General features: G+C 75.0%; 17 protein-coding genes (1 of these 17 cut by a window edge). 5 read left to right on the top strand and 12 right to left on the bottom strand.

Annotated elements, in window-relative coordinates; genetic code table 11:
* Positions 1–640, bottom strand: partial view of a stage II sporulation protein M gene (locus tag EMA09_RS19490; protein WP_129842294.1) — the 5' portion only. 371 nt of this gene lie to the left of the window's left edge; the window shows 640 of its 1,011 coding nt (coding positions 1–640); its start codon is at positions 638–640; the stop codon falls past the left edge of the window.
* 61 nt (positions 641–701) lie between these two features.
* Here EMA09_RS19490 and EMA09_RS19485 point away from each other — a divergent pair, with 61 nt between their 5' ends.
* On the top strand, positions 702–1,649 hold the full coding sequence (locus EMA09_RS19485; RefSeq protein WP_129844137.1) for an RDD family protein: 948 nt from the start codon (positions 702–704) through the stop codon (positions 1,647–1,649).
* Here the strand turns inward: EMA09_RS19485 and EMA09_RS19480 are convergent.
* The 7 genes from EMA09_RS19480 to EMA09_RS19450 form a co-directional block, all read right to left on the bottom strand.
* Positions 1,633–2,280 carry a hypothetical protein gene (locus tag EMA09_RS19480; protein WP_129842293.1) on the bottom strand — a complete coding sequence of 216 codons (648 nt, stop codon included), beginning with the start codon at positions 2,278–2,280 and terminating at the stop codon, positions 1,633–1,635. The two genes, EMA09_RS19485 and EMA09_RS19480, sit on opposite strands and share 17 nt — an antisense overlap.
* A 55-nt stretch (positions 2,281–2,335) precedes the next feature.
* The gene (gene ahcY, locus EMA09_RS19475; RefSeq protein WP_129842292.1) at positions 2,336–3,763 is read right to left on the bottom strand and encodes an adenosylhomocysteinase; all 1,428 of its coding nucleotides are present in this window, start codon (positions 3,761–3,763) and stop codon (positions 2,336–2,338) included.
* Between the two features lie 283 nt (positions 3,764–4,046).
* Entirely contained in the window at positions 4,047–5,240 is a 1,194-nt protein-coding gene (gene manA / locus EMA09_RS19470; RefSeq protein ID WP_129842291.1) for a mannose-6-phosphate isomerase, class I, read from the bottom strand.
* A gap of 87 nt (positions 5,241–5,327) precedes the next feature.
* Positions 5,328–6,527 carry an SIS domain-containing protein gene (locus EMA09_RS19465; RefSeq protein ID WP_129842290.1) on the bottom strand — a complete coding sequence of 400 codons (1,200 nt, stop codon included), beginning with the start codon at positions 6,525–6,527 and terminating at the stop codon, positions 5,328–5,330.
* A gap of 57 nt (positions 6,528–6,584) precedes the next feature.
* Positions 6,585–6,758 (bottom strand): Trm112 family protein, encoded by a 174-nt coding sequence (locus tag EMA09_RS19460; RefSeq protein WP_129842289.1) that lies wholly within the window; start codon positions 6,756–6,758, stop codon positions 6,585–6,587.
* Positions 6,759–6,861: 103 nt separating this feature from the next.
* Positions 6,862–8,220, bottom strand: a complete 1,359-nt coding sequence (locus EMA09_RS19455; RefSeq protein ID WP_129842288.1) for a phosphomannomutase/phosphoglucomutase — start codon at positions 8,218–8,220, stop codon at positions 6,862–6,864.
* A 71-nt stretch (positions 8,221–8,291) separates the two neighbouring features.
* Complete coding sequence (locus tag EMA09_RS19450) at positions 8,292–8,675, bottom strand: DUF3499 domain-containing protein (RefSeq protein WP_129844136.1); 384 nt, start codon at positions 8,673–8,675, stop codon at positions 8,292–8,294.
* 183 nt (positions 8,676–8,858) lie between these two features.
* Here EMA09_RS19450 and EMA09_RS19445 point away from each other — a divergent pair, with 183 nt between their 5' ends.
* A complete protein-coding gene (locus tag EMA09_RS19445; RefSeq protein ID WP_168220768.1) occupies positions 8,859–9,305 on the top strand; it encodes a metallopeptidase family protein in 447 nt (148 codons plus the stop codon).
* 21 nt (positions 9,306–9,326) lie between these two features.
* On the opposite strand, the gene EMA09_RS19440 is transcribed toward EMA09_RS19445, so the two are convergent.
* The 3 genes from EMA09_RS19440 to EMA09_RS19430 all read right to left on the bottom strand — a co-directional run bounded on the left by EMA09_RS19440 (position 9,327) and on the right by EMA09_RS19430 (position 14,957).
* A complete protein-coding gene (locus EMA09_RS19440) occupies positions 9,327–10,913 on the bottom strand; it encodes a DUF5719 family protein (protein ID WP_129842286.1) in 1,587 nt (528 codons plus the stop codon).
* The gene (locus tag EMA09_RS19435; protein ID WP_129842285.1) at positions 10,910–14,611 is read right to left on the bottom strand and encodes a glycosyltransferase family 2 protein; all 3,702 of its coding nucleotides are present in this window, start codon (positions 14,609–14,611) and stop codon (positions 10,910–10,912) included. Before EMA09_RS19435 ends, EMA09_RS19440 begins: the two co-directional genes overlap by 4 nt.
* 82 nt (positions 14,612–14,693) lie before the next feature.
* A complete protein-coding gene (locus EMA09_RS19430; protein WP_129842284.1) occupies positions 14,694–14,957 on the bottom strand; it encodes a WhiB family transcriptional regulator in 264 nt (87 codons plus the stop codon).
* 475 nt (positions 14,958–15,432) lie between these two features.
* Between EMA09_RS19430 and EMA09_RS19425 the strand changes: the two genes are divergently transcribed.
* The 3 genes from EMA09_RS19425 to EMA09_RS19415 are packed head-to-tail and all read left to right on the top strand — an operon-like array spanning position 15,433 to position 18,249.
* On the top strand, positions 15,433–15,933 hold the full coding sequence (locus EMA09_RS19425; RefSeq protein WP_129842283.1) for a cysteine dioxygenase family protein: 501 nt from the start codon (positions 15,433–15,435) through the stop codon (positions 15,931–15,933).
* Positions 15,934–15,946: 13 nt separating this feature from the next.
* Positions 15,947–16,912 (top strand): 2-phospho-L-lactate transferase, encoded by a 966-nt coding sequence (gene cofD, locus EMA09_RS19420; protein ID WP_129842282.1) that lies wholly within the window; start codon positions 15,947–15,949, stop codon positions 16,910–16,912.
* A complete protein-coding gene (locus EMA09_RS19415) occupies positions 16,909–18,249 on the top strand; it encodes a coenzyme F420-0:L-glutamate ligase (RefSeq protein ID WP_129842281.1) in 1,341 nt (446 codons plus the stop codon). Before cofD ends, EMA09_RS19415 begins: the two co-directional genes overlap by 4 nt.
* 18 nt (positions 18,250–18,267) lie before the next feature.
* Here EMA09_RS19415 and EMA09_RS19410 read toward each other — a convergent pair whose 3' ends face one another.
* Positions 18,268–19,365 (bottom strand): LCP family protein, encoded by a 1,098-nt coding sequence (locus EMA09_RS19410; protein WP_129842280.1) that lies wholly within the window; start codon positions 19,363–19,365, stop codon positions 18,268–18,270.
* Positions 19,366–19,409 lie beyond the last annotated feature (44 nt).

Genomic DNA, 19,409 nt, shown 5'->3' with positions numbered 1-19,409 from the left:
GGAAGACGTCCAGCCGGTCCGCCGAGCCCATGAGGCCCACTCCCACCCCGAGGTTCAGGGTGTTCTGCAGGAGCACCCACAGCACGGGGAGTCCGAGCAGCGCGCCGAAGGCGAGGCACATGGCCGCGGCCTGCGCGTTGTTCGTCCAGACCTGTGCCGAGAAGGCCGTCGCCGGACTGCTGGAGTAATACGTCTCGTACTCACCGCCCGGCCTCGTCATCTCGCGCAGCGTCTCCGGGGCCGCGATCGACGCCCTGATCTCCTCGCTGTCCGCGATCCACCAGCCCACGACCGCGCTCAGCAGCACGCACACCACTGCCGTCGGCACCCACCACCGCCGGGTGCGGTAGCAGGCGGCGGGGAACGCCACCGTGAAGAAGCGGACCGCGTCCCGCCAGGACGACCGCCGGGTGCCCACGACCTCGCTGCGGGCGCGCGCGACCAGCGTGGTCAGCCGGCTGATCAGCGCGGGGTCGGGGGCACTCGACTGGATCAGGGACAGGTGCCCCGCCGTGCGCCGGTAGAGCTGGACGAGTTCGTCGACCTCGTGGCCGCCCCGCCGGCGTCCCGGCGTGCGCAGGAGGGCGTCCAGCCGTTCCCACTCCGCCCGGTGGGCGGCGATGAAGACGTCGAGGTCCATGAGGAGAGCTTGTCAGACCCGGGTGCCACACTGTCCACGAGGAGAGAGGGGGTGCGTGGACATGAGCGGGCTGGTCACCGGTGACGCCGTCGTCCTCGGGCTGCGGCCGGCGCGGCTGCCGAGCCGGGCCATGGCCGTGGCGCTCGACCTGGTCGTCGTGCTCGGCGTCTACCTCCTGCTGTCGGTGGTGCTCGTCAGCTCGGTGCTGTCGCTGGGGACCGCCGCGACGGCGGCGGTGAACGTCGCCCTGTTCCTCCTCGTGGTGCTCGGCGCGCCCATCGCCGTGGAGACGCTGAGCGGCGGGCGGTCGATCGGGAAGGCCGCGTTCGGCCTGCGGGTCGTCCGGGCCGACGGGGGGCCGATCCGGTTCCGGCACGCGCTGGTGCGCGGCGCGGTCGGGCTGGTCGAGATGCCGCTGACGCTCGGCACCGTGGCGACCGTCGCCTCGCTCGTCTCCGCGGACGGGCGGCGGCTCGGAGACGTCTTCGGGGGGACGCTGGTGGTGCGGGAGCGGCTCCCCGGCGCGCGGGGGCCCGTGATGCCGGCCGCGCCGCCCTGGCTGGCCGGGCGGTACGGCGACGCGGACCTGTCCCAGGTGCCCGAGGGGCTGTGGCTCTCCGTGCGCCAGTACCTGGGCCGGCTCCGGCAGCTCGACCCGGCCGTCGCCTGGTCGATGGGGGTGCGTCTCGCGGGCGAGATGGCCACCGCGGTGGGGGCGCCCCCGCCCGGGGCCGGGCACCCGGCGGACTACCTGGCGGCCCTGGTCGCGGAGCGGCAGCGCCGGGACGCCGCCCGCATCGGCGGGTACGACGGCCCGTCGGCGGGTGCGGCGGCCGGGGTCGGTCCGGAGCCCGCGGGCGCGGCGAGTGCGCGGCCGGCGGCCTCCCCGCCGGAGACCGGCATACCCGGGCCGGACATATCGGGGACCGGCGCGTCCGGGGCCGAACCCGGGGAGGCGGCGCGGCCGTCGTCCGCCGGGGGCGGCGCCGGCTTCACTCCGCCGGGCTGAACGGCCCGCCGCGCGAGGGCGGCCCGTCGAGGTCCTCCAGCTCGATGCCGGGGGCGGCGAGCACCACGTCGCCGGCCAGGTGCGCCGTGTACCGCTCGCCGGTCTCCAGGTCGTCCACCCGGTAGTGCTCGACGGTCAGGTCGCCGGAGTCGGTCGGGTGCCCGTCCGTGCCGAGGAGCGTCCAGCCCTGGTCGTGGGTGCGGGGAGCGAGGTGCGGCGGAGCGAACGTCACCAGGCGGACGCGGGCCGTCGGCGCCCCGGGATGCAGGCGCAGCAGGCGGGCCGTGGCCACGAGAAAGGCGGGTGACCGCCCTGCGAACGCCCGGGCCTGTGCCGTGCTCTCGGTCGGGTCCGATCCGTCGGTGCCCATGCGGACCCAGGTGAGGCCGCCGAGCGCTGCGCCGCGTACGCGCCAGGGCGGGGCGGTCAGTTCGAGGCGGACGGGCCGTCCGAGGGCGTCGAGGGTGAGGTCCACCGTGCCCCCGGAGGCGTCCGGGGTGTCCCGGTCGCCGAGTGGCACGGTGCGGGACACGTAGCGCCAGCCCGTCGGGCCGGGCGCGCACTGGAAGTGCTCGTCGGCGGGCGGGACCCGCTCTTCGGGGTCGTGGAGGCGGTAGCGGCCGTTGGGCATGGGGATGGGGTCGGCGCACGGGTGCGCCCGGCCGGGGGCCGGGCGCACCGGCCGGTCAGTAGCGGTAGTGGTCGGGCTTGTAGGGTCCCTCGACCGGGACGCCGATGTACGCGGCCTGCTCGGGGCGCAGCTCGGTGAGGCGGGCGTCGAGGGCGTCGAGGTGGAGGCGGGCGACCTTCTCGTCCAGGTGCTTGGGCAGCGTGTAGACCCCGGTCGGGTACTCGCCGGTCCTGGCGAAGATCTCGATCTGGGCGATCGTCTGGTTCGCGAAGCTGTTGGACATCACGAACGAGGGGTGGCCCGTGGCATTGCCCAGGTTGAGGAGGCGGCCCTCGGACAGCACGATGATGCTGTGCCCGTCCGGGAAGGTCCAGGTGTGGACCTGGGGCTTGATCTCGTCCCTGACGACGCCCGTGACGCGGGCGAGGCCGGCCATGTCGATCTCGTTGTCGAAGTGGCCGATGTTGCCGACGATCGCCTGGTGCTTCATGCGGACCATGTCGGCCGCCATGATCACGTCGCGGTTGCCGGTCGCGGTGACGAAGATGTCGGCGGTCTCCACGACGTCGTCGAGCCGGGCGACCTGGTAGCCGTCCATGGCGGCCTGCAGCGCGCAGATCGGGTCGACCTCGGTGACGATGACGCGGGCGCCCTGGCCGCGCAGCGACTCGGCGCAGCCCTTGCCGACGTCGCCGTAGCCGCAGACGACGGCGGTCTTGCCGCCGATGAGGACGTCGGTGCCGCGGTTGATGCCGTCGATGAGGGAGTGGCGGACCCCGTACTTGTTGTCGAACTTCGACTTGGTGACGGAGTCGTTCACGTTGATCGCGGGGAACAGCAGGGTGCCCTCGCGGAACATCTCGTACAGGCGGTGGACGCCCGTCGTGGTCTCCTCGGTGACGCCGCGGATCTCGGCGGCGGCCTGGGTCCACTTCTGCGGTGCCTCGGCGAGGGTGCGCGTCAGGAGCTGGAGGATGACGCGGTGCTCGTCGTTCTCGGCGGTGGCGGGGTCGGGGACCGCGCCGTCCTTCTCGTACTCGACGCCCCGGTGCACGAGGAGCGTGGCGTCACCGCCGTCGTCGAGGATCGTCGTCGGGCCGCCGCTGGGGGCGTCCGGCCAGGTGAGGGCCTGCTCGGTGCACCACCAGTACTCCTCCAGCGTCTCGCCCTTCCAGGCGAAGACGGGGACACCGGCGGCGGCGATCGCGGCGGCCGCGTGGTCCTGGGTGGAGAAGATGTTGCACGAGGCCCAGCGGACGCGGGCGCCGAGGGCGACCAGCGTCTCGATGAGGACGGCCGTCTGCACGGTCATGTGCAGCGAGCCGGTGATCCGGGCGCCGGCGAGCGGCTGGGCCGCGGCGTACTCCTCGCGCAGGGCCATCAGGCCCGGCATCTCGTGCTCGGCGAGGGTGATCTCCTTGCGGCCGAACTCGGCGAGGGAGAGGTCGGCGACCTTGAAGTCGCCCGAAGCGTTCGACGTCATGACGTCTGCTCCTCGGAGGTGAGCGTATGGCGGACAGGTGCGGGCGCGGGCGCGCCGGCGAGGGCACGTCCGTGCTGCGCGGTCCGTCGGAGGGCCTTCTTTCCCCTCGGCCGGGCCGGTCAGATGACCGCCCGACTGCCATCAGCATCGACTGTGACTCCGTCGCCGAATCTACACCCGGGCACCCCGGAGGGCTCAAGCCGCCGCCGGTTCTCGGCCAGTTTGCCCGTACCTCCCCCGGTACGGCCCGGTGCGCGGACCGTACCGGCGGGCGGCGGGGGCGTCAGACGGTGACGGTGGCGCGGAACAGGGTCCCGGCCCCCGAGGCCGTGACCCGCTCGTCGGCTGCGGCCCAGACCGACTGCCCCGGGGCGAGGGTGATCCCGCTCCCGTCGTCGGCGCGCAGGTGCACCTCTCCGGCGGTGCACAGCAGGATCTGCGGCGTGCCGGCGGGCAGGTCGCGGTCCGGGGCGCCGGTGGACAGGACGTGCCGGGAGAGGCGGAAGTCGTCGACGGGCACGGTGTAGTCGTGGTCGGGGGCGTCGTCGTCAGCGGGACCGAGGACGGCCGGGTCGGTGGCCTCGAAGCGGACGATGCGCAGCAGCTCGGGGACGTCGATGTGCTTCGGGGTGAGGCCGCAGCGCAGGACGTTGTCGGAGTTGGCCATGATCTCGACGCCGAGGCCGCTGAGGTACGCGTGCGGGACTCCGGCGCCGAGGAACAGGGCCTGTCCCGGGCGCAGGCGGACGTGGTTCAGGAGCATGGCGGCGATGACACCGGGGTCGCCCGGGTAGTGGCGGGCGATGCCGGCCCAGACGGCGTACGGGCCGTCCGGGTCGTCTGCCGCGAGGCGGCCGGCGGCCTCGGCGGCGCGGTGGACCGTGTCGGCCAGGGTGTCCGGGTCGGCGGTGAGGACGGCCGTCAGGACCTCGCGCAGCGCGTCGCCCTCGGGCGCGGCGCGCAGGATGTCCGCCCACGGCTTGAGGGAGTCCACGCCGAGCCCGTCGATGAGGTCCGCGGTGACGGCGGCGGGCCGGAAGCCGCACAGGCCGTCGAACGGGGTGAGGGCGCAGATGAGTTCGGGCTTGTGGTTGGCGTCCTTGTAGGTGCGTTCCGGCGCGTCGGCGGGGACGCCCCGTGCCTCCTCGTCGGCGAATCCGGCCTCCGCCTGCGTGCGGTCGGGGTGGACCTGGAGGGAGAGCGGCGCGTCGGCGGCGAGGACCTTGAGGAGGAACGGGAGGGCGGGGCCGAAGGCCCGGACGGCCGGTGCGCCCAGCGCGCGGTCCGGGTCGGCGGCGATGACCTCGGTCAGCGGGGCGGAACCCGTGCCGCGGTCCACGCGGGAGGGCGCGCCCGGGTGGGCGCCCATCCACAGTTCTGCCTGGGGCTCGCCGGTGGGCTCGGTGCCCAGGAGCCGCGGTATGGCGGTGGTGGAGCCCCAGGCGTAGGGCCTGATGGTGTTGCTGAGGCGGTCCATCGGGTGGTGCTTCCTTTGCTGTGTGTCGGCCGGACGCCGTCGTGCCGGGTGTCCCGCGGCCGTGCGGGGCGGGCGGGGCCGCCGCCGTCAGCCGCCCCGGTGGGCGGTGACGGTGAGGTAGACGGCGGCGAAGTCGAGCTGGGCGATGAGTTCGGCGGCGGTCGCGAGGAGGCCGCCGCCCCCGGTGACGGCGGGTTCGCCGATGGCGGTGCCGAGTCCGGTGGCGAGGTCGCGGGCGGTGTCGGCGGCGCTGCCGGTGCCCTCCTCACCCGCCCGGGCGGGGTCGCGGAGCAGCACGACACGGGCGTGGAGCGGCGGGGATTCGTCCACGCGGTCGCGGAAGAAGTCGTCCGGGTCGCCGTCGGCGGGGGCCAGGTTGACGCCGAGGAGGGCGCGGTGCGCGACGAGGGCCTCGGGCAGCCCGGCGGCGAGGGCCGGGCGGCCGGCGAGGGCGGTCAGGGTCGCGGCGGCGTGCCGGGCGGCGGCGCCGGCGACCGGCCCCTCGCTCCACAGCAGGGGGAACGTGTCGGCCAGGTCGACGGCGAGGGTCTTCGCCGGGTTCGCCGCCGCCGGGACGTTGGGGCCGCAGCGTTCGGCCAGGGCGTCGAGCCGGTCGGCGACCGCCTGGACGGCCGTGGGTCCCGCCTGCGGGTCGGCGTCGGGTCCCGAGCCGGGGCGCGGCTGGAGGAGACCGAGGCGGTCGGCGAGCAGGAGCGCCGGGGTCAGGAGCGCCCAGGCGGGACCCGGTGCCGCGGCGGGGGCGCCGGGTCCCGGCAGGGACAGGGCGTGGGACGGAGCGGAGTCCGTGGGGACGACGGGGCAGCGGCGGTGCGCTGCGGTCTGCGCGAGAGGGCTTTCGGCCGGGGCGGCGACCACGATGGCGCAGCCGCGCCGGAACGCCGCCTCCAGGAGCATGGCGAGCCCCGGCTCCGAGCCGTCGGCGGTGAGCAGGAGCAGCAGGTCGAGGGGGCCTGCCCAGCGGGGCAGGGGCCAGGTGAGGGCGCCGTGGGCGGCCAGCGGCCCGGTGGGGCGCAGGTGCGTGAAGCGGACGGTGTCGCCGGCGAGGGCGGCGAGCAGGTCGGCGGCGAGGGGCACGGCGGGGCCCGTGCCGGCGACCAGGACGGTACCGGGGCGGCCCTCCGGCCGCAGCCGGGCGAGGTCGGACTCCTCGGCGGTGCGGGCCGCCGTACGGACGTGGGCGCCGGCCGCGGCGACCGCGCGGAGCAGGCCGTGCGGGTCGGCGCGGACCAGGTCGTCGGGTGCGTCGAGCAGCGGGGCGTCGATCACGCGGGGTCTCTCCGATCGGCGGGCGCCGGGCGCGACGGTCCGGTGGGGGTGCCGCGGTCAGTCGCGGCGGCGGGCCTCGTCCGCGAGGAGGACCGGGATGCCGTCCTCGACGGGGTAGGCCAGGGCGCAGGACTCGTCCGTGCAGACCAGTTCCTCGCCCTCCTCGCGGAGCGGGGCGTGACAGACCGGGCAGGCGAGGATCTCCAGCAGGGCGGCCTCGACGAGCGGCATGGCGTGTCTCCCGCGGTTCGGTGTGTCGCTGATGTCGCCGTTCACCCTACCCAACGGCGCACCGCCCCGGCGCGGTGAGCCGGGGCGGTGGTGCGGGCGGGGGTCAGGCGCGGACGATGGCGAGGACCTCGTCGCGGACGGCGGCGACGGTGTCGGCGTCGCGTGCCTCGACGTTGAGCCGCAGGAGGGGCTCGGTGTTGGAGGGCCGCAGGTTGAACCACCAGTCGTCGGCCGTGACGGTGAGGCCGTCGAGCTCGTCCAGGGTGACGCCCTCGCGGTCGGCGAACGCGGCCTTCACGGCGGCGGCGCGGCCGGCCTGGTCGTCGACCCGGCTGTTGATCTCGCCGGAGGCCGCGTACCTGTCGTAGGCGGAGACGAGGTCGGAGAGGGTGCCGTCCTGGCCGCCGAGCGCGGCGAGGACGTGGAGGGCCGCGAGCATGCCGGTGTCGGCGTTCCAGAAGTCGCGGAAGTAGTAGTGGGCGGAGTGCTCGCCGCCGAAGATGGCGCCGGTGCGGGCCATCTCGCCCTTGATGAAGGAGTGGCCGACCCGGGTGCGGACGGGCGTGCCGCCGCTCTCCTCGACGACCTCAGGCACGGACCAGGAGGTGATGAGGTTGTGGATGACGGTCGATCCGGGGGCCTTGGCCAGCTCCCGCGAGGCGACGAGGGCCGTGATCGCGGAGGGGGAGACCGGCTCGCCGCGCTCGTCGACGACGAAGCAGCGGTCGGCGTCGCCGTCGAAGGCGAGGCCGATGTCGGCGCCGGTCTCGCGGACCTTGGCCTGGAGGTCCACGATGTTGGCCGGATCGATGGGGTTGGCCTCGTGGTTCGGGAAGGTGCCGTCCAGCTCGAAGTACATCGGGACGACGTCGAGCGGGAGACCGCCGAGGACGGTGGGGACGGTGTGGCCGCCCATGCCGTTGCCCGCGTCCACGACGACCTTGAGCGGGCGGATGTCCGTGAGATCGACGAGGGACCGCAGGTGCGCGGCGTAGTCGTCGAGGATGTCGCGCTGCCCGATGGTGCCCGGCTGCGCGACGGGCCGCGGGGCGCCCTCGTCGGCCCAGCGCTCGACCAGCTCGCGGATGTCGGCGAGGCCGCTGTCCTGGCCGATGGGGGCGGCGCCGGCGCGGCACATCTTGATGCCGTTGTACTGGGCGGGGTTGTGGCTCGCGGTGAACATCGCGCCGGGCAGCCCGAGGGCGCCGGACGCGTAGTACAGCTCGTCGGTGGAGCACAGGCCGATCTCGGTGACGTCGGCACCCCGGTCGGTGGCGCCCCGGCCGAAGGCGCGCGCGAGGCCGGGCGAGGACGGGCGCATGTCGTGGCCGATGACGATGGCGGAGGCGCCGGTGATCTCGGCGAACGCGGCGCCGAAGAGCGCGGCGAGGTCCTCGTCCCACTGGGCGGGGACTTCGCCGCGTACGTCGTAGGCCTTCACGATCGGTGACAGGTCCGGCACAGGTGACCCCTTGTCTGGCTGACGGTGGCTACGGTCGGGAGCGCTCCGCCGCTCAATGTACCGGGAGGGGTTTACGGGTCCGGTGAGCGCAGGATGCGCAGGTGTCCGCGGCGGGCGACCTCCACCGGGTCCGCGCCGCGCGGCGGCGGTCCCGGGGGCGGGTCCTGCCGGGGCGGCGGGGTGCGGGCGGCCTCGCGGACGGCGTCGGCGAGCGCTTCGAGGTCGTCGCCGCTCGGCCGGGTGGCCGCGGGGTCCATGGCGAGCCGGACGACCTCCCAGCCGCGCGGCGCCGTCAGCCGTTCGGAGTGCTCGGCGCACAGGTCGTAGCAGTGCGGCTCGGCGTAGGTGGCCAGCGGACCGAGGACGGCGGTGGAGTCCGCGTAGACATACGTCAGGGTCGCCACGGCGGGGCGGGCGCACGCGGTGCGCGAACAGCGGCGGACGGGACTCACGATGTTGGACCGTACCGCACTCCTGAGCGGGCCGCGACGACTCGGGGCAGCGTCACCCCGCCGTGTCGCCGCACGGGCGCCGGGTGTGCGGTGATTCGTCCGGAGGTTCGCGGTTGTCCCCGCGGGGTGGGGCGGTGGGACGGCGTGCTCACCATCTGGCGCCCCGTCATCTATGGTCGGACGTTGATGGACGATTCCAGCTCCGTTCCGCCCGGCCGGCGCCGTCACCGCGACCGGCACGGCCGCGGCATGCGCGGACCGCTGGCGCCGCCGCAGGTGCCGCTCGCGGTCAGCCGGGCGGACACGTTCGACTCCCTCGTGCACGACTCGGCGGAGCGGCTGCGGCGGCGGCTGCCCGAGCTGGACAACGTCGACTTCGCCGTCCTCGAGGTGCCGCTGCCGCCGGCGGACGACGCCGCCGACCCGGCGGGCGGCACCGTGCCCCTCGGCGGCCTGCTGCGCGCGCGGGGCGGACGGCCCGACCGCATCGTCGTCTACCGGCGGCCCGTCGAGCTGCGCAGCCGTGACCGGGACGAGTGCGCGCAGCTCGTGCACGAGGTCGTCGTGGAGCAGGCCGCCGAACTCCTGGGGCTCGCGCCCGAGTCCGTCGACCCGAGGTACGGCCAGGACTGACGCGGCCGGCCGCCGCCCCGGTCAGTCGGTGAGGACGGCGAGGTCCTCCTCGGTGTCGGGCACGGCGACCGTGGAACGGTCGTCCGTCAGCGTCTGCACGGTGAACTCGGGGGCGTCCTCGTCCCCCATGGTCAGGACGCGTGCCGCGTACAGCGGGCCGTCGCTCGTCGCGACCGTGAGGGCGTACGGGCCGTCCGTGCCGTCGGGCAGCTCCGGCCGGATCTCCAGCGTCGTGCGGCCGTCCACGGTGTACGACTCGGTGACGGGCTCGCCGCCCCCGGCGCCCGCGGAGATGGTGACCGTGGCCTCGACCGCCTCGTCGGGCGCGACGAGGGTGAGCGCCGTGCCGGACGCCGTGTTGCCCGAGACAGTGGCGCGGGTGTCGACCGGGCCGGTCACGGGGATGAAGGCGAGTTCCGTCGGGTCGTCCTCGTCCGGCCCGCCGAGCGTCACCTGGAGCGCGGCGAACACCGGCCCCGACCCGGTGCGGGAGGCACGGCTGAGCACGAGCGAGCCGGCCTCGTCCTGCGTGAGGCTGCCGAGATCGACGGCGGTGACCGTGCCGGCCTTCACGTCGATCGTCTCGTGGCCCGCCGGGGTGATGGTGCCGGTCGCGCCGGCGAGGCCGACGTCGAGCACCACGTCCTCCTCGGCCGGTGTGAACGCGACCAGGCGGGCGGAGCGGGCGTTCGCCGGGATGCCGGGGATGACGAGCGTGTCGTCGGGCGCGTCGGACGGGGGCAGCCAGTCGGCGCCGCCGGTGGCGTCCACGGCCTCGACCTGGGCGCCGATACGGCCGGTGCGGGCGGTGACGTGGACGGCGAGCGCGGGGACCTCGGCCTCCGTGAGGCTGCCGAGACGGACCGGGACGGTGGTGCCGCCGGGGACGGAGATGTTCTGCGCGGTCTCGGACTCGATCGGCCCCTCGGGGCCGTACAGCTCGATGTCCACGACGGTGCCGGCGGGGTCCGGGTTGGTGAGGTGGACGTAGTCGCGGCGTGATCCGGCGGTGCTCGCGCCCGCGAACCAGAACTCCGTGTCGGGGGTCTGGCAGGACGTGCCGAGGACGCCGTGGTCGGCCGAGCCGGTGAGGCGTGTGGTCTGCTGCACGGTCCAGCCGGGGGCGAGGGCGCCCTCGGCGGTACCGGTGAGCGCGGGGCCGTCGGGGCCGTCCACGTCGGTGGTGACGGGGATGCCGGTCTCCTCCAGGGGGACGACGGGCTCCGTGTCGCCGGACTCCTCCGTGTCCTCCTCGTCGCCCTCCGTCTCCTCACCGCCGTCCGATTCCTCGGTCCCGTCGCTGACGTCGGGGGCGTACTCAGGGGCGGGGACCAGCGCTGCCGACGCCCCGCCGGACCCGCCGTCGCCGTCCTCCCCGTCCGCCAGGTCCCGCGCGTCGGCGAGGGGCGGGGTGTAGGCGGTGTACCAGGTGGTGGCCGACTCGGACGCCGTCGGGCGCGGGCAGGTGAGCGTGGACCGCTCCACCGGCACCGGCATCCGCTGCTCCAGCGTCGCGGTGTCGGTGTCGTCGCCCCGCAGCGTCGCGGCGCCGGTGAGCGCGCCCAGGCCGGCGACCGCCGCCACCAGGGAGATGAGGGTGCGGTTCATCGCTGAGGGCTCCCGTCGCCGTAGTCCGCCGGATAGTCGTACGGGGCCGCCTGGTCCTGGCCGTAGCCGCCCTGGTCGTAGGTGTTGGAGTCGTAGGTGTTGGGGTCGTATCCGGCCCGGTCGTAGGAATCGGTCTCGTAGCCGCTGCCCTGGTAGCGGTTCTGGTCGTAGCCGCCGGAGTCGTAGCGCTGGCCGTCCCAGTCGCTGTCGGACTGCTGCGGGATACGGCCCTGTTCCGGGTACTGCACCGGGTAGCCATAGGCGTCGTACTGCTGGGGAGCGGGCTGCTCGGGCGCGGGCTGCTGCTCGTACGGCGGCTGCTGCCCGTACGCGGGCTCCGGAGCAGGCTCCGGCTCGTCCCCGTCCTGCCCGGGCGGCGGACCCGCCCCCGGCTCCGCCGGCGGGCCGGCCTGCGCGGGCACGGTCGCCGCGCGGCGGGCGCGGCGCCCCTGCGGCGCCGCCTCCTCCACCGGCTCCTCGTCCTCGGGCAGGTCGTCCACCACGACGCGGCGGCCCGGCAGCGCCAGCACGCACAGGACGAGCAGCGCGAAGCCCTGCACCCAGGTCCACACGGTGTGGGTGAACGGGGTCTCGTGGACGATGTCGAGACGGCCGCCGCCCTCCGGCAGCTCGAAGCCCTGCGCCCAGCCGTCGAGCGTCACCGGGGTGAGGGGTTCGCCGTCGAGGGTGGCCCGCCACTCCGGCGACGCGGTGTCGGCCAGCCGCAGCGTCCGGCCGGCGGGGCCGTCCGGCAGGTCCGTGTGGACCTCCACCGTGCCGGCCGCCACCGGGACGGCGTCGGCGCCCACTCCGGGGGCGCGGTCCTCGCCGTCCCCGGCCGGCGGCAGCACCATGACGCGGGCGAGGTCGCGGTCGACGCGCCACAGCGACGTGCCGTCCTCCTGGCTGAGGCGCTGGAGCCCCGGCGTCGTGTCGAGGACGTCGCGCAGCGCCTCGGGCGAACCGTCCTGCACCAGGACGTAACGGATCGCGTACCCGGCGAGGACGGACGCCTGGTCGGCTCCCGAGCCGGCCGCGAGGTCGCCGACGGCCGCGGCGAGCGCGCTGTCGCCGCCGAGCTCGGCGGCGAGGTCGGCGTCGCCGAGCCGGACGCCGGAGCCGCGCACGAGGGAGAAGGTGACGTGGTCGGCGGGCGTGTCGTCGCCGCCGCGGCCGCTCAGCACGAGGGTGCGGGCCTGGTCCTGGTTGGCGCTGTCCTCCGCGACGAAGGCGGGGACCTGGACCGGGTTGCCGCGCTCCAGGGGGCCGCCGGCGCCGCCGAGGACCCAGCCTGCGGCGGCGAGCAGCGGACCGATGGCCGCGGCGCCAGCGACGGCCACCGCCACGGGCTGCCGCCAGCCGAAGCTCTGGGCGGCGACCCGGTAGCGGGCACCGTCCGCGCCGAGGACGCCGGCGCACAGGAGGGCGAGGCCCTGCACGAGCGTCGCGGGGCCGGCCCACGCCTCGTCGCTCGACCACACGGCGAACGCGAAGCCGGCGAGGGCGACCGTCCAGGACGTCGTGATGGCGAGGCGGCGCTCGGCCCGCAGGAGGGCGCCGAGGGCGGCCAGGACGAGGCCGGCGAGCAGCCAGGTGGCGGGGGTGCCGGGGCCGCCCGGGTTGACGTTCAGGAGCTGCTCGGCCCCCGGCTGGCCCGGGTCGAACGGCAGGCCCGCCTCGTGGACGAAGCGGGAGGGGTCGAGCACGACGCTCCACGACCACGGTCCGAGGAGGGCGAGCGGGGTGAGCAGGACGACCGCGACGCGCGGCAGCCTGGCCCGTGCCGCGCCCGCCGCGCCGCGCAACGGCAGGGCGATGGCGCAGACGGCGAGCAGGAGGGTGAGGGGCCAGACGACGGGCGTGAAAGCGGTGGTGATGGTGAGCAGGAGGGCGTACGCCCAGACCGCGCGCCAGGGTCCGCGCCCGCCGTTCGCGTGACCCAGGGCCGCGATGGCGCAGCGGGCCATGGGGGGCAGCAGGACGGCGAGGACCGCCGTGCCGACGCGGCCGCCGGCGAGCGCGCCGGTGACGGCGGGCAGGAAGGCGTACGCGATGCTGCCCCAGGCGCGCAGCAGCCGGGACATGACCAGCGGGCGGGACGAGAAGTAGGCGCTGGCGCCGGCGAGGGGGACGGAGGCGACCAGGATGAGGGTCATGGCGAGCCCTGGCTTGCCGAGCAGCAGGGTCGACAGCAGACCGAGGAACGCGAGGTAGGGCGGCGCGGCCTCGGTGCCGCCGGTGCCGATGGGCTGCCAGGTCTCCAGGTAGCGGTCCCACAGGGCGCCGGCCTCGGCCGGCGCGGGGAGCAGGGCGCCGCCGGTGAGGGCGCCGCCGCCGATGAGGTCGCGGCAGGCGAGGAGCGCGGCGAGCAGCAGGCCGAGGAACAGCATCGGGCCGGGGCGGCGGGCCAGGCGCCGGACGCGGGCGAACTGCTCGACCTGGAGGTCGTCGGCGTCGTCGCTGGTCGGCCCCGACTCCAGGCCGCCGTGCCGGCCGCCGGACGAGGCGGCCGGGTCGTTGCGGCCGGAGAAGTTGCTGACGATCTGTTCGACGGTGGTGCGGACGGTCGCGCCCGCGGGCGGGAAGAACGGCCGCAGTTCGCGCGGGTCGTGCCCCGGGGCCTCGGCGTGTTTGCGGCGGCGGCGGGCGGCGAGGATGCGGCCGGGGCGCAGCAGCGTGCCGAGGAGACCGGCGGTTTCGTCGAGTGCGCGGCCGGGGAGCTTTCCGACCAGGTAGGCGAGGACGCGCAGGAGGGTGCCGAGGAACAGACGGAAGAGGACCCAGGGCAGGACGCGTCCGCGGGCGTTGACGAGGAGGGCGTAGGCGGCGGCGGCCTTGTCCACGCGGTGCGGGCTGCCGCCGAGGCGGCCGCCGCAGTCGATGGAGCGGCGTTCGCGCGAGGCGGCCTCGGCGTGGCGCACCACGGCGGCGGGGGCGACCAGTACCTGGTGGCCGGCGGCGTGGGCGCGCCAGCAGAGGTCGAGGTCGTCGCGCATGAGGGGCAGGCGCCGGTCGAAACCGCCGAGTTGCTCGAAGACGTCGCGGCGGACGAGCATGCCGGCCGTCGACACGGACAGGACGGGCCTGACCTGGTCGTGCTGGCCCTGGTCCTGCTCGCGGCGGTCGAGTCCGGTCCAGCGGCGGCCGCTGTTGGCGACGCTGACGCCCGTCTCCAGGAGCTGCCTGCGGTCGTACCAGCCGCGGAGTTTCGCGCCGATGACGGCGGCCGAGGGGCTGGCGTCGGCCTGGCGGAGGAGTTCGCGCAGGGCGTCGGGCGCCGGGGCGGAGTCGTCGTGCAGCAGCCACAGCCAGTGGACCGGCTCGCCGTGCGGGTACTCCGGGAGGTCGTAGGTGCTGTTGTCCCAGGTGCGGGTGACGGGGTCCCAGGCCGGGGGCCGCTTGAGATAGGGCAGTTCGTCCGGGGTGAGGACGGGTGCTGTCCTGGCCGCCTCGGCGACGGCGGTGCCGAAGCCGCTGCGGCGGGCGAGGTGGAGGACCCGTTCGGCGCCGAGGGCGTCGGTCACCAGGCCGGCGGAGGCGTCGGCGCTGCCGGTGTCGGCGGCGATGACGTCCTGCACCGGACGGTCCTGGCCGAGGAGTCCCTTCAGGACGTCGGGGAGCCAGCGTTCGCCGTCGTGCGAGACGAGCACAGCGGTGACGACGTGCCGCGGGAATTCAGGATGGCTTTGCACGGACATCGAGGGCGGGCCCCGGTTCGCTGGACGGTGGTGGACGTCGCACCACACTAGCGGCTGGGACCGCGGCCACCCCTCCGGTCCGTCAGACGGCCGCCTTCTTCAGACGACGCCGCTCACGCTCGGACAAACCGCCCCAGATGCCGAAGCGTTCGTCATTGGCGAGTGCGTATTCGAGGCATTCGGAACGGACCTCGCAGGCGAGGCAGACTTTCTTCGCCTCACGTGTGGAACCCCCCTTCTCGGGGAAGAACGACTCCGGGTCGGTCTGGGCGCACAGCGCCCGCTCCTGCCAGCCGAGTTCCTCGTCCGTCTCTTCGACGAGCAGTTGTTGGAACAGCTCGGTCATATGCGCGCCCCTCGTCTTCTTTGCGTCCCCGTGATGCCGTCGTTATCGATTCCGCTCGAACGACATGGGTGAAATTACAGGCGTGGCGCTCTACGGCAGTCAAGCCACGGTCTGCCATTCACCCGATGATTCACCCTGCGGCACCACACCCGTACAGAAAGTGTTCAAATCGGCACAAACTATGCGCGTCCACCGTGCTTCCGGTCTCCCAACCCGGTCGTTCTCCGTCACTTCACACTCCCCTGCACCGGGGAGGACGCACCCGTGAACCACGGTGTTGCCGCCGGGCCGCGACAGCGACAGGGATCACAGCCGCATCACGGATGAGCAACGGGGCACCTGTCCCGGACGCGCCGTGCATAAACCTTTCAGCAGCCATCCGGACCGGAACCGGTGAAACAATGCACGGGACCGCGCGGCGCGTTGACGCGACCGTGAAGGCCCGCTCGACCGGATCGAGGCACACCGCAGTCCCATGGACAACGACAACGACATCGCCGGCAACCCGCTGGCGATCCCGCATCTCCTGCCGCCGCCCCCGGCGCACCCCACGACCGTCGCCCAGTTCGCCGGCCTCGCCGGCGCCCTGGCCGCGGACCGTGCGTGTTGGGAGCCCCTGGTGCGGTACGACGCGGTGAGTCGCTGGTACCACCGGCTGCGGACCGGCCCCGGTTACGAGGTGTGGCTGCTGAGCTGGGTGCCCGGGCAGGGCAGCGGGCGCCACGACCACGGCGACTCGAGCGGGGTGTGCACCGTGCTGCGGGGCGCCCTCACCGAGGACGCCGGCGGCCGCGGGGCAAGGGTTCTGACGCCCGGTTCGCTGCGCGTCTTCGCCCCCGGCTACGTCCACGAGGTGGTGAACGTCTCGCTGGAGCCCGCCGTCAGCCTCCACATCTACTTCCCGGGACTGACGCAGATGCGGATGCACCCGAGGAGCGAGGCCGCACCCATGTCACGGGATGTCCTGGCCTGCTGACAGACTGGGGCGCATGCGACGTATCGTGGCGCTCTCCGGCGGCATCGGCGGGGCCCGCTTCCTTCGGGGGCTCCGCCGGGCCGCCCCGGACGCGGACATCACCGTCATCGGCAACACCGGCGACGACATCCACCTGTTCGGCCTCAAGGTCTGTCCCGATCTCGACACCGTGATGTACACGCTCGGCGGCGGCATCCACGAGGAGCAGGGCTGGGGACGCGCGGACGAGACGTTCGCCGTCAAGGAGGAGCTGGCGGCGTACGGCGTGGGCCCCGAGTGGTTCGGGCTCGGCGACCGGGACTTCGCGACGCACATCGTGCGCACCCAGATGCTGGCGGCCGGCTACGCGCTCAGCGCCGTCACGGAGGCGCTGTGCCGCCGCTGGGACCCGGGCGTGCGGCTGCTGCCCATGTCGGACGACCGCGTCGAGACGCACGTCCTGATCGACGACGGGGACGGGGGCCGCAAGGCCGTCCACTTCCAGGAGTACTGGGTGCGGCTGCGCGCCTCCGTACCCGCGCACGCCGTCGTGCCGGTCGGCGCGGAGACGGCCAAGCCGGCGCCCGGCGTGCTGGAGTCCATCGCCGCGGCCGACGTGGTGCTCTTCCCGCCGTCGAACCCGGTCGTCAGCGTCGGCACGATCCTGGCCGTCCCCGGGATGCGGGAGGCCATCGCGGACGCCGGTGTGCCGGTCGTCGGGCTCTCCCCGATCATCGGCGGCGCGCCGGTGCGGGGCATGGCGGACAAGGTCCTCGCCGCCGTCGGCGTGGCGGCGGACGCGGCGGCCGTCGCGCGGCACTACGGCTCGGGGCTGCTCGACGGGTGGCTCGTGGACACGGCCGACGCCGGCGTGGTCGCCGCCGTCGAGGCGGACGGCATCCGCTGCCGCGCCGTCCCCCTGCTGATGACGGACCTGGACGCGACCGCGGCGATGGCCGGTGCGGCCCTCGCGCTGGCCGCGGAGGTGGGACGCGCGTGACGGACGACGGGCTGACGGTACCGGCCGGGGTGCCGGCGTACCGGGTGTGGGCGCTGCCGGGGATCGGGGAGGTCAGGGAGGGCGACGACCTGGCGAAGCTGATCGCGGAAGCGGCGTCGGGGGCCGGGCTGCCGGGTCTCGCCGACGGCGATGTGGTGATCGTCACCTCCAAGATCGTCAGCAAGGCGGAGGGGCGGCTGCGCCGGGCGGACGACCGGCAGTCCGCCATCGACGAGGAGACGGTCAGGGTCGTGGCGCGCCGCGGGGCGGCCAGGATCGTCGAGTCGCGGCACGGATTCGTGATGGCGGCGGCGGGCGTCGACGCGTCCAACACGCCGCCGGGCACGGTGCTGCTCCTGCCGGAGGACCCCGACGCGTCGGCGGAACGGGTGCGGCGCGGGCTGCGCGACCTGCTGGGTGTGTCGGTCGGCGTCGTCGTCACCGACACGTTCGGGCGGCCCTGGCGCGAGGGGCAGACGGATGTGGCGATCGGCGCCGCGGGGATCGCCGTGGTGGACGACCTGCGCGGCGGCACCGATCCGTACGGCAACCCGCTCGGGGTCACCGTCACCGCGCTCGCGGACGAACTCGCGGGCGCCGGCGACCTCGTGAAGGGGAAGACCGCCGGCCTGCCGGTGGCCGTCGTGCGCGGGCTCGCCCACCGGGTCGGGCCGACCGGGCAGACGGCGCGCGGCCTGGTGCGGGACGCGGCGCACGACATGTTCCGGCTCGGCACGTCGGAGGCGGTGCGGGAGGCCGTCACGCTGCGGCGGACCGTGCGGGAGTTCACGGACGCGCCGGTCGATCCGGACGCCGTGCGGCGCGCCGTCGCGGCGGCGGTCACGGCACCGGCGCCGCACCACACGACACCGTGGCGCTTCGTGCTGCTGGAGTCGGCCGGTGCGCGGGAGCGGCTGCTCGACGTGATGCGGGACGCGTGGATCGCGGACCTGCGGCGCGACGGGAAGCCGGAGGAGAGCATCGCGCGGCGCGTGCGGCGCGGGGACGTGCTGCGGGCTGCGCCGTACCTGGTGGTGCCGTGCCTCGTGACGGAGGGGGCGCACACCTATCCGGACGCCAGGCGCGCGGGCGCCGAGCGCGAGATGTTCGTCGTGGCGATGGGCGCCGGGGTGCAGAACCTGCTGGTCGCCCTGGCGGGCGAGGGTCTGGGCTCGGCGTGGGTGTCGTCCACGATGTTCTGCCGCGCGCAGGTGCGGGCGGAGCTGGGGCTTCCCGACGGGTGGGACCCGATGGGCGCGGTCGCGGTCGGGCACGCCGCGGCGCCGCCGCGGGCGCGGCCCGCGCGGGACGCGGAGGCGTTCGTCACGGTGCGGTGAGCCCCGGCGGGCGGGCCGTCAGCAGGTGAACTCGTCGGCCGTGGTGGGCGCGGGTGCCCGGGTGGCGGCGCCCGTGCCGTCCCCGGCCGGGGTCTCCCCGGCCGGTGGCGCCGGCAGGGGGCGGTCCTCGCGCAGGGCGCGGAAGAGCCGGTCCGCGCCCGCCTCGTCCCACAGGACGGTCGAGCCGAGGCCGGTGACGGCGTGCGCCGGGTCCGCCACCGGGACGGTGCCGAAGTGCGCCCGGCCGGTCGTCAGGTCGCTCACCGCGCGGGCGAGGTCGAGCATCTCCTCGGCGCCGAGGCCGTGGTCCGCGCTGACCGAGCCGGTGAGTGCCGTCACGGTGTCCTTCAGGCGGCCGGGGTTGAGCAGCGTGCCGCTGTCGAGCACCTGGTCGAGGAACGCGGCGAGGAAGCGGTGCTGGCGCTCCACGCGGCCGAGGTCGGAGCCGCCGTCGACATGCCGCGCCCGGACGTAACCCAAGGCTTTCGCGCCGTCGAGGGTGTGGGTGCCGGCGGGCAGGTCGAGGCCGGAGTAGCCGTCCTCGAGGGGTGTCGTGGTGCACACGCGGACGCCGCCGATGATGTCGACGGCCCGCATGAAGCTGGTGAAGCTGATCTCCAGGTAGTGGTCCACGCGGACGCCGGTGAGGTCCTCGACGGTGCGGACCATGAGGCCGGGGCCGCCGTGGGAGAGGGCGGCGTTGAGCTTGTCGGGGTGTGCGTCGTGGTGACCTCCCGTCATGCTGAAGGTGTGCTCCGGCAGTTCGGCGTACGTGTCGCGGGGCAGGCTCACGATGTCGGCGCGGTCGCCGTCCGCGGAGAGGTGGAGCAGCAGGACCGCGTCGGCGCAGTGGCAGGCGGTGTTGCCGACGTGGAGGGCGGCGCGTTCCTCGGCGGACAGGCCCTCGCGGGTGTCGGTGCCGACGAGCAGGACATTGAGGCCGCGGCCCGCGTCGGGGCGGTTCTCCAGGCCGTGGAACGGGTCGACGCGGCCGAGGCCGTCGGTGACCGTCCCGACCATCGCGTGGCCCGCTCCGCTGACGGTCAGGACCAGGCCGGCCAGGCCGGCGGTGATGCGCAGGCCCCAGCGGCGGCGGGTGCGTCGAGCGGTGGGCATGGTGGGTCACCTCCCGCCCGCTACGGTATGGCCATAGGACTTAC

It is taken from the genome of Streptomyces sp. RFCAC02, from assembly GCF_004193175.1.
Taxonomy (GTDB): Bacteria; Actinomycetota; Actinomycetes; order Streptomycetales; family Streptomycetaceae; genus Streptomyces.
The sequence above is the reverse complement of the archived record's forward strand: the minus strand, read 5'-3'. Positions and strand labels throughout refer to the sequence as shown.

Coding starts and splice junctions, on each gene's coding strand:
- EMA09_RS19485 (WP_129844137.1), top strand. CDS start 702: ATGAGCGGGCTGGTCACCGGTGACGCCGTCGTCCTCGGGCTGCGGCCG.
- EMA09_RS19480 (WP_129842293.1), bottom strand. CDS start 2,280: ATGCCCAACGGCCGCTACCGCCTCCACGACCCCGAAGAGCGGGTCCCG.
- ahcY (WP_129842292.1), bottom strand. CDS start 3,763: ATGACGTCGAACGCTTCGGGCGACTTCAAGGTCGCCGACCTCTCCCTC.
- manA (WP_129842291.1), bottom strand. CDS start 5,240: ATGGACCGCCTCAGCAACACCATCAGGCCCTACGCCTGGGGCTCCACC.
- EMA09_RS19460 (WP_129842289.1), bottom strand. CDS start 6,758: ATGCCGCTCGTCGAGGCCGCCCTGCTGGAGATCCTCGCCTGCCCGGTC.
- EMA09_RS19445 (WP_168220768.1), top strand. CDS start 8,859: ATGGACGATTCCAGCTCCGTTCCGCCCGGCCGGCGCCGTCACCGCGAC.
- EMA09_RS19440 (WP_129842286.1), bottom strand. CDS start 10,913: ATGAACCGCACCCTCATCTCCCTGGTGGCGGCGGTCGCCGGCCTGGGC.
- EMA09_RS19435 (WP_129842285.1), bottom strand. CDS start 14,611: ATGTCCGTGCAAAGCCATCCTGAATTCCCGCGGCACGTCGTCACCGCT.
- EMA09_RS19430 (WP_129842284.1), bottom strand. CDS start 14,957: ATGACCGAGCTGTTCCAACAACTGCTCGTCGAAGAGACGGACGAGGAA.
- EMA09_RS19425 (WP_129842283.1), top strand. CDS start 15,433: ATGGACAACGACAACGACATCGCCGGCAACCCGCTGGCGATCCCGCAT.
- cofD (WP_129842282.1), top strand. CDS start 15,947: ATGCGACGTATCGTGGCGCTCTCCGGCGGCATCGGCGGGGCCCGCTTC.
- EMA09_RS19410 (WP_129842280.1), bottom strand. CDS start 19,365: ATGCCCACCGCTCGACGCACCCGCCGCCGCTGGGGCCTGCGCATCACC.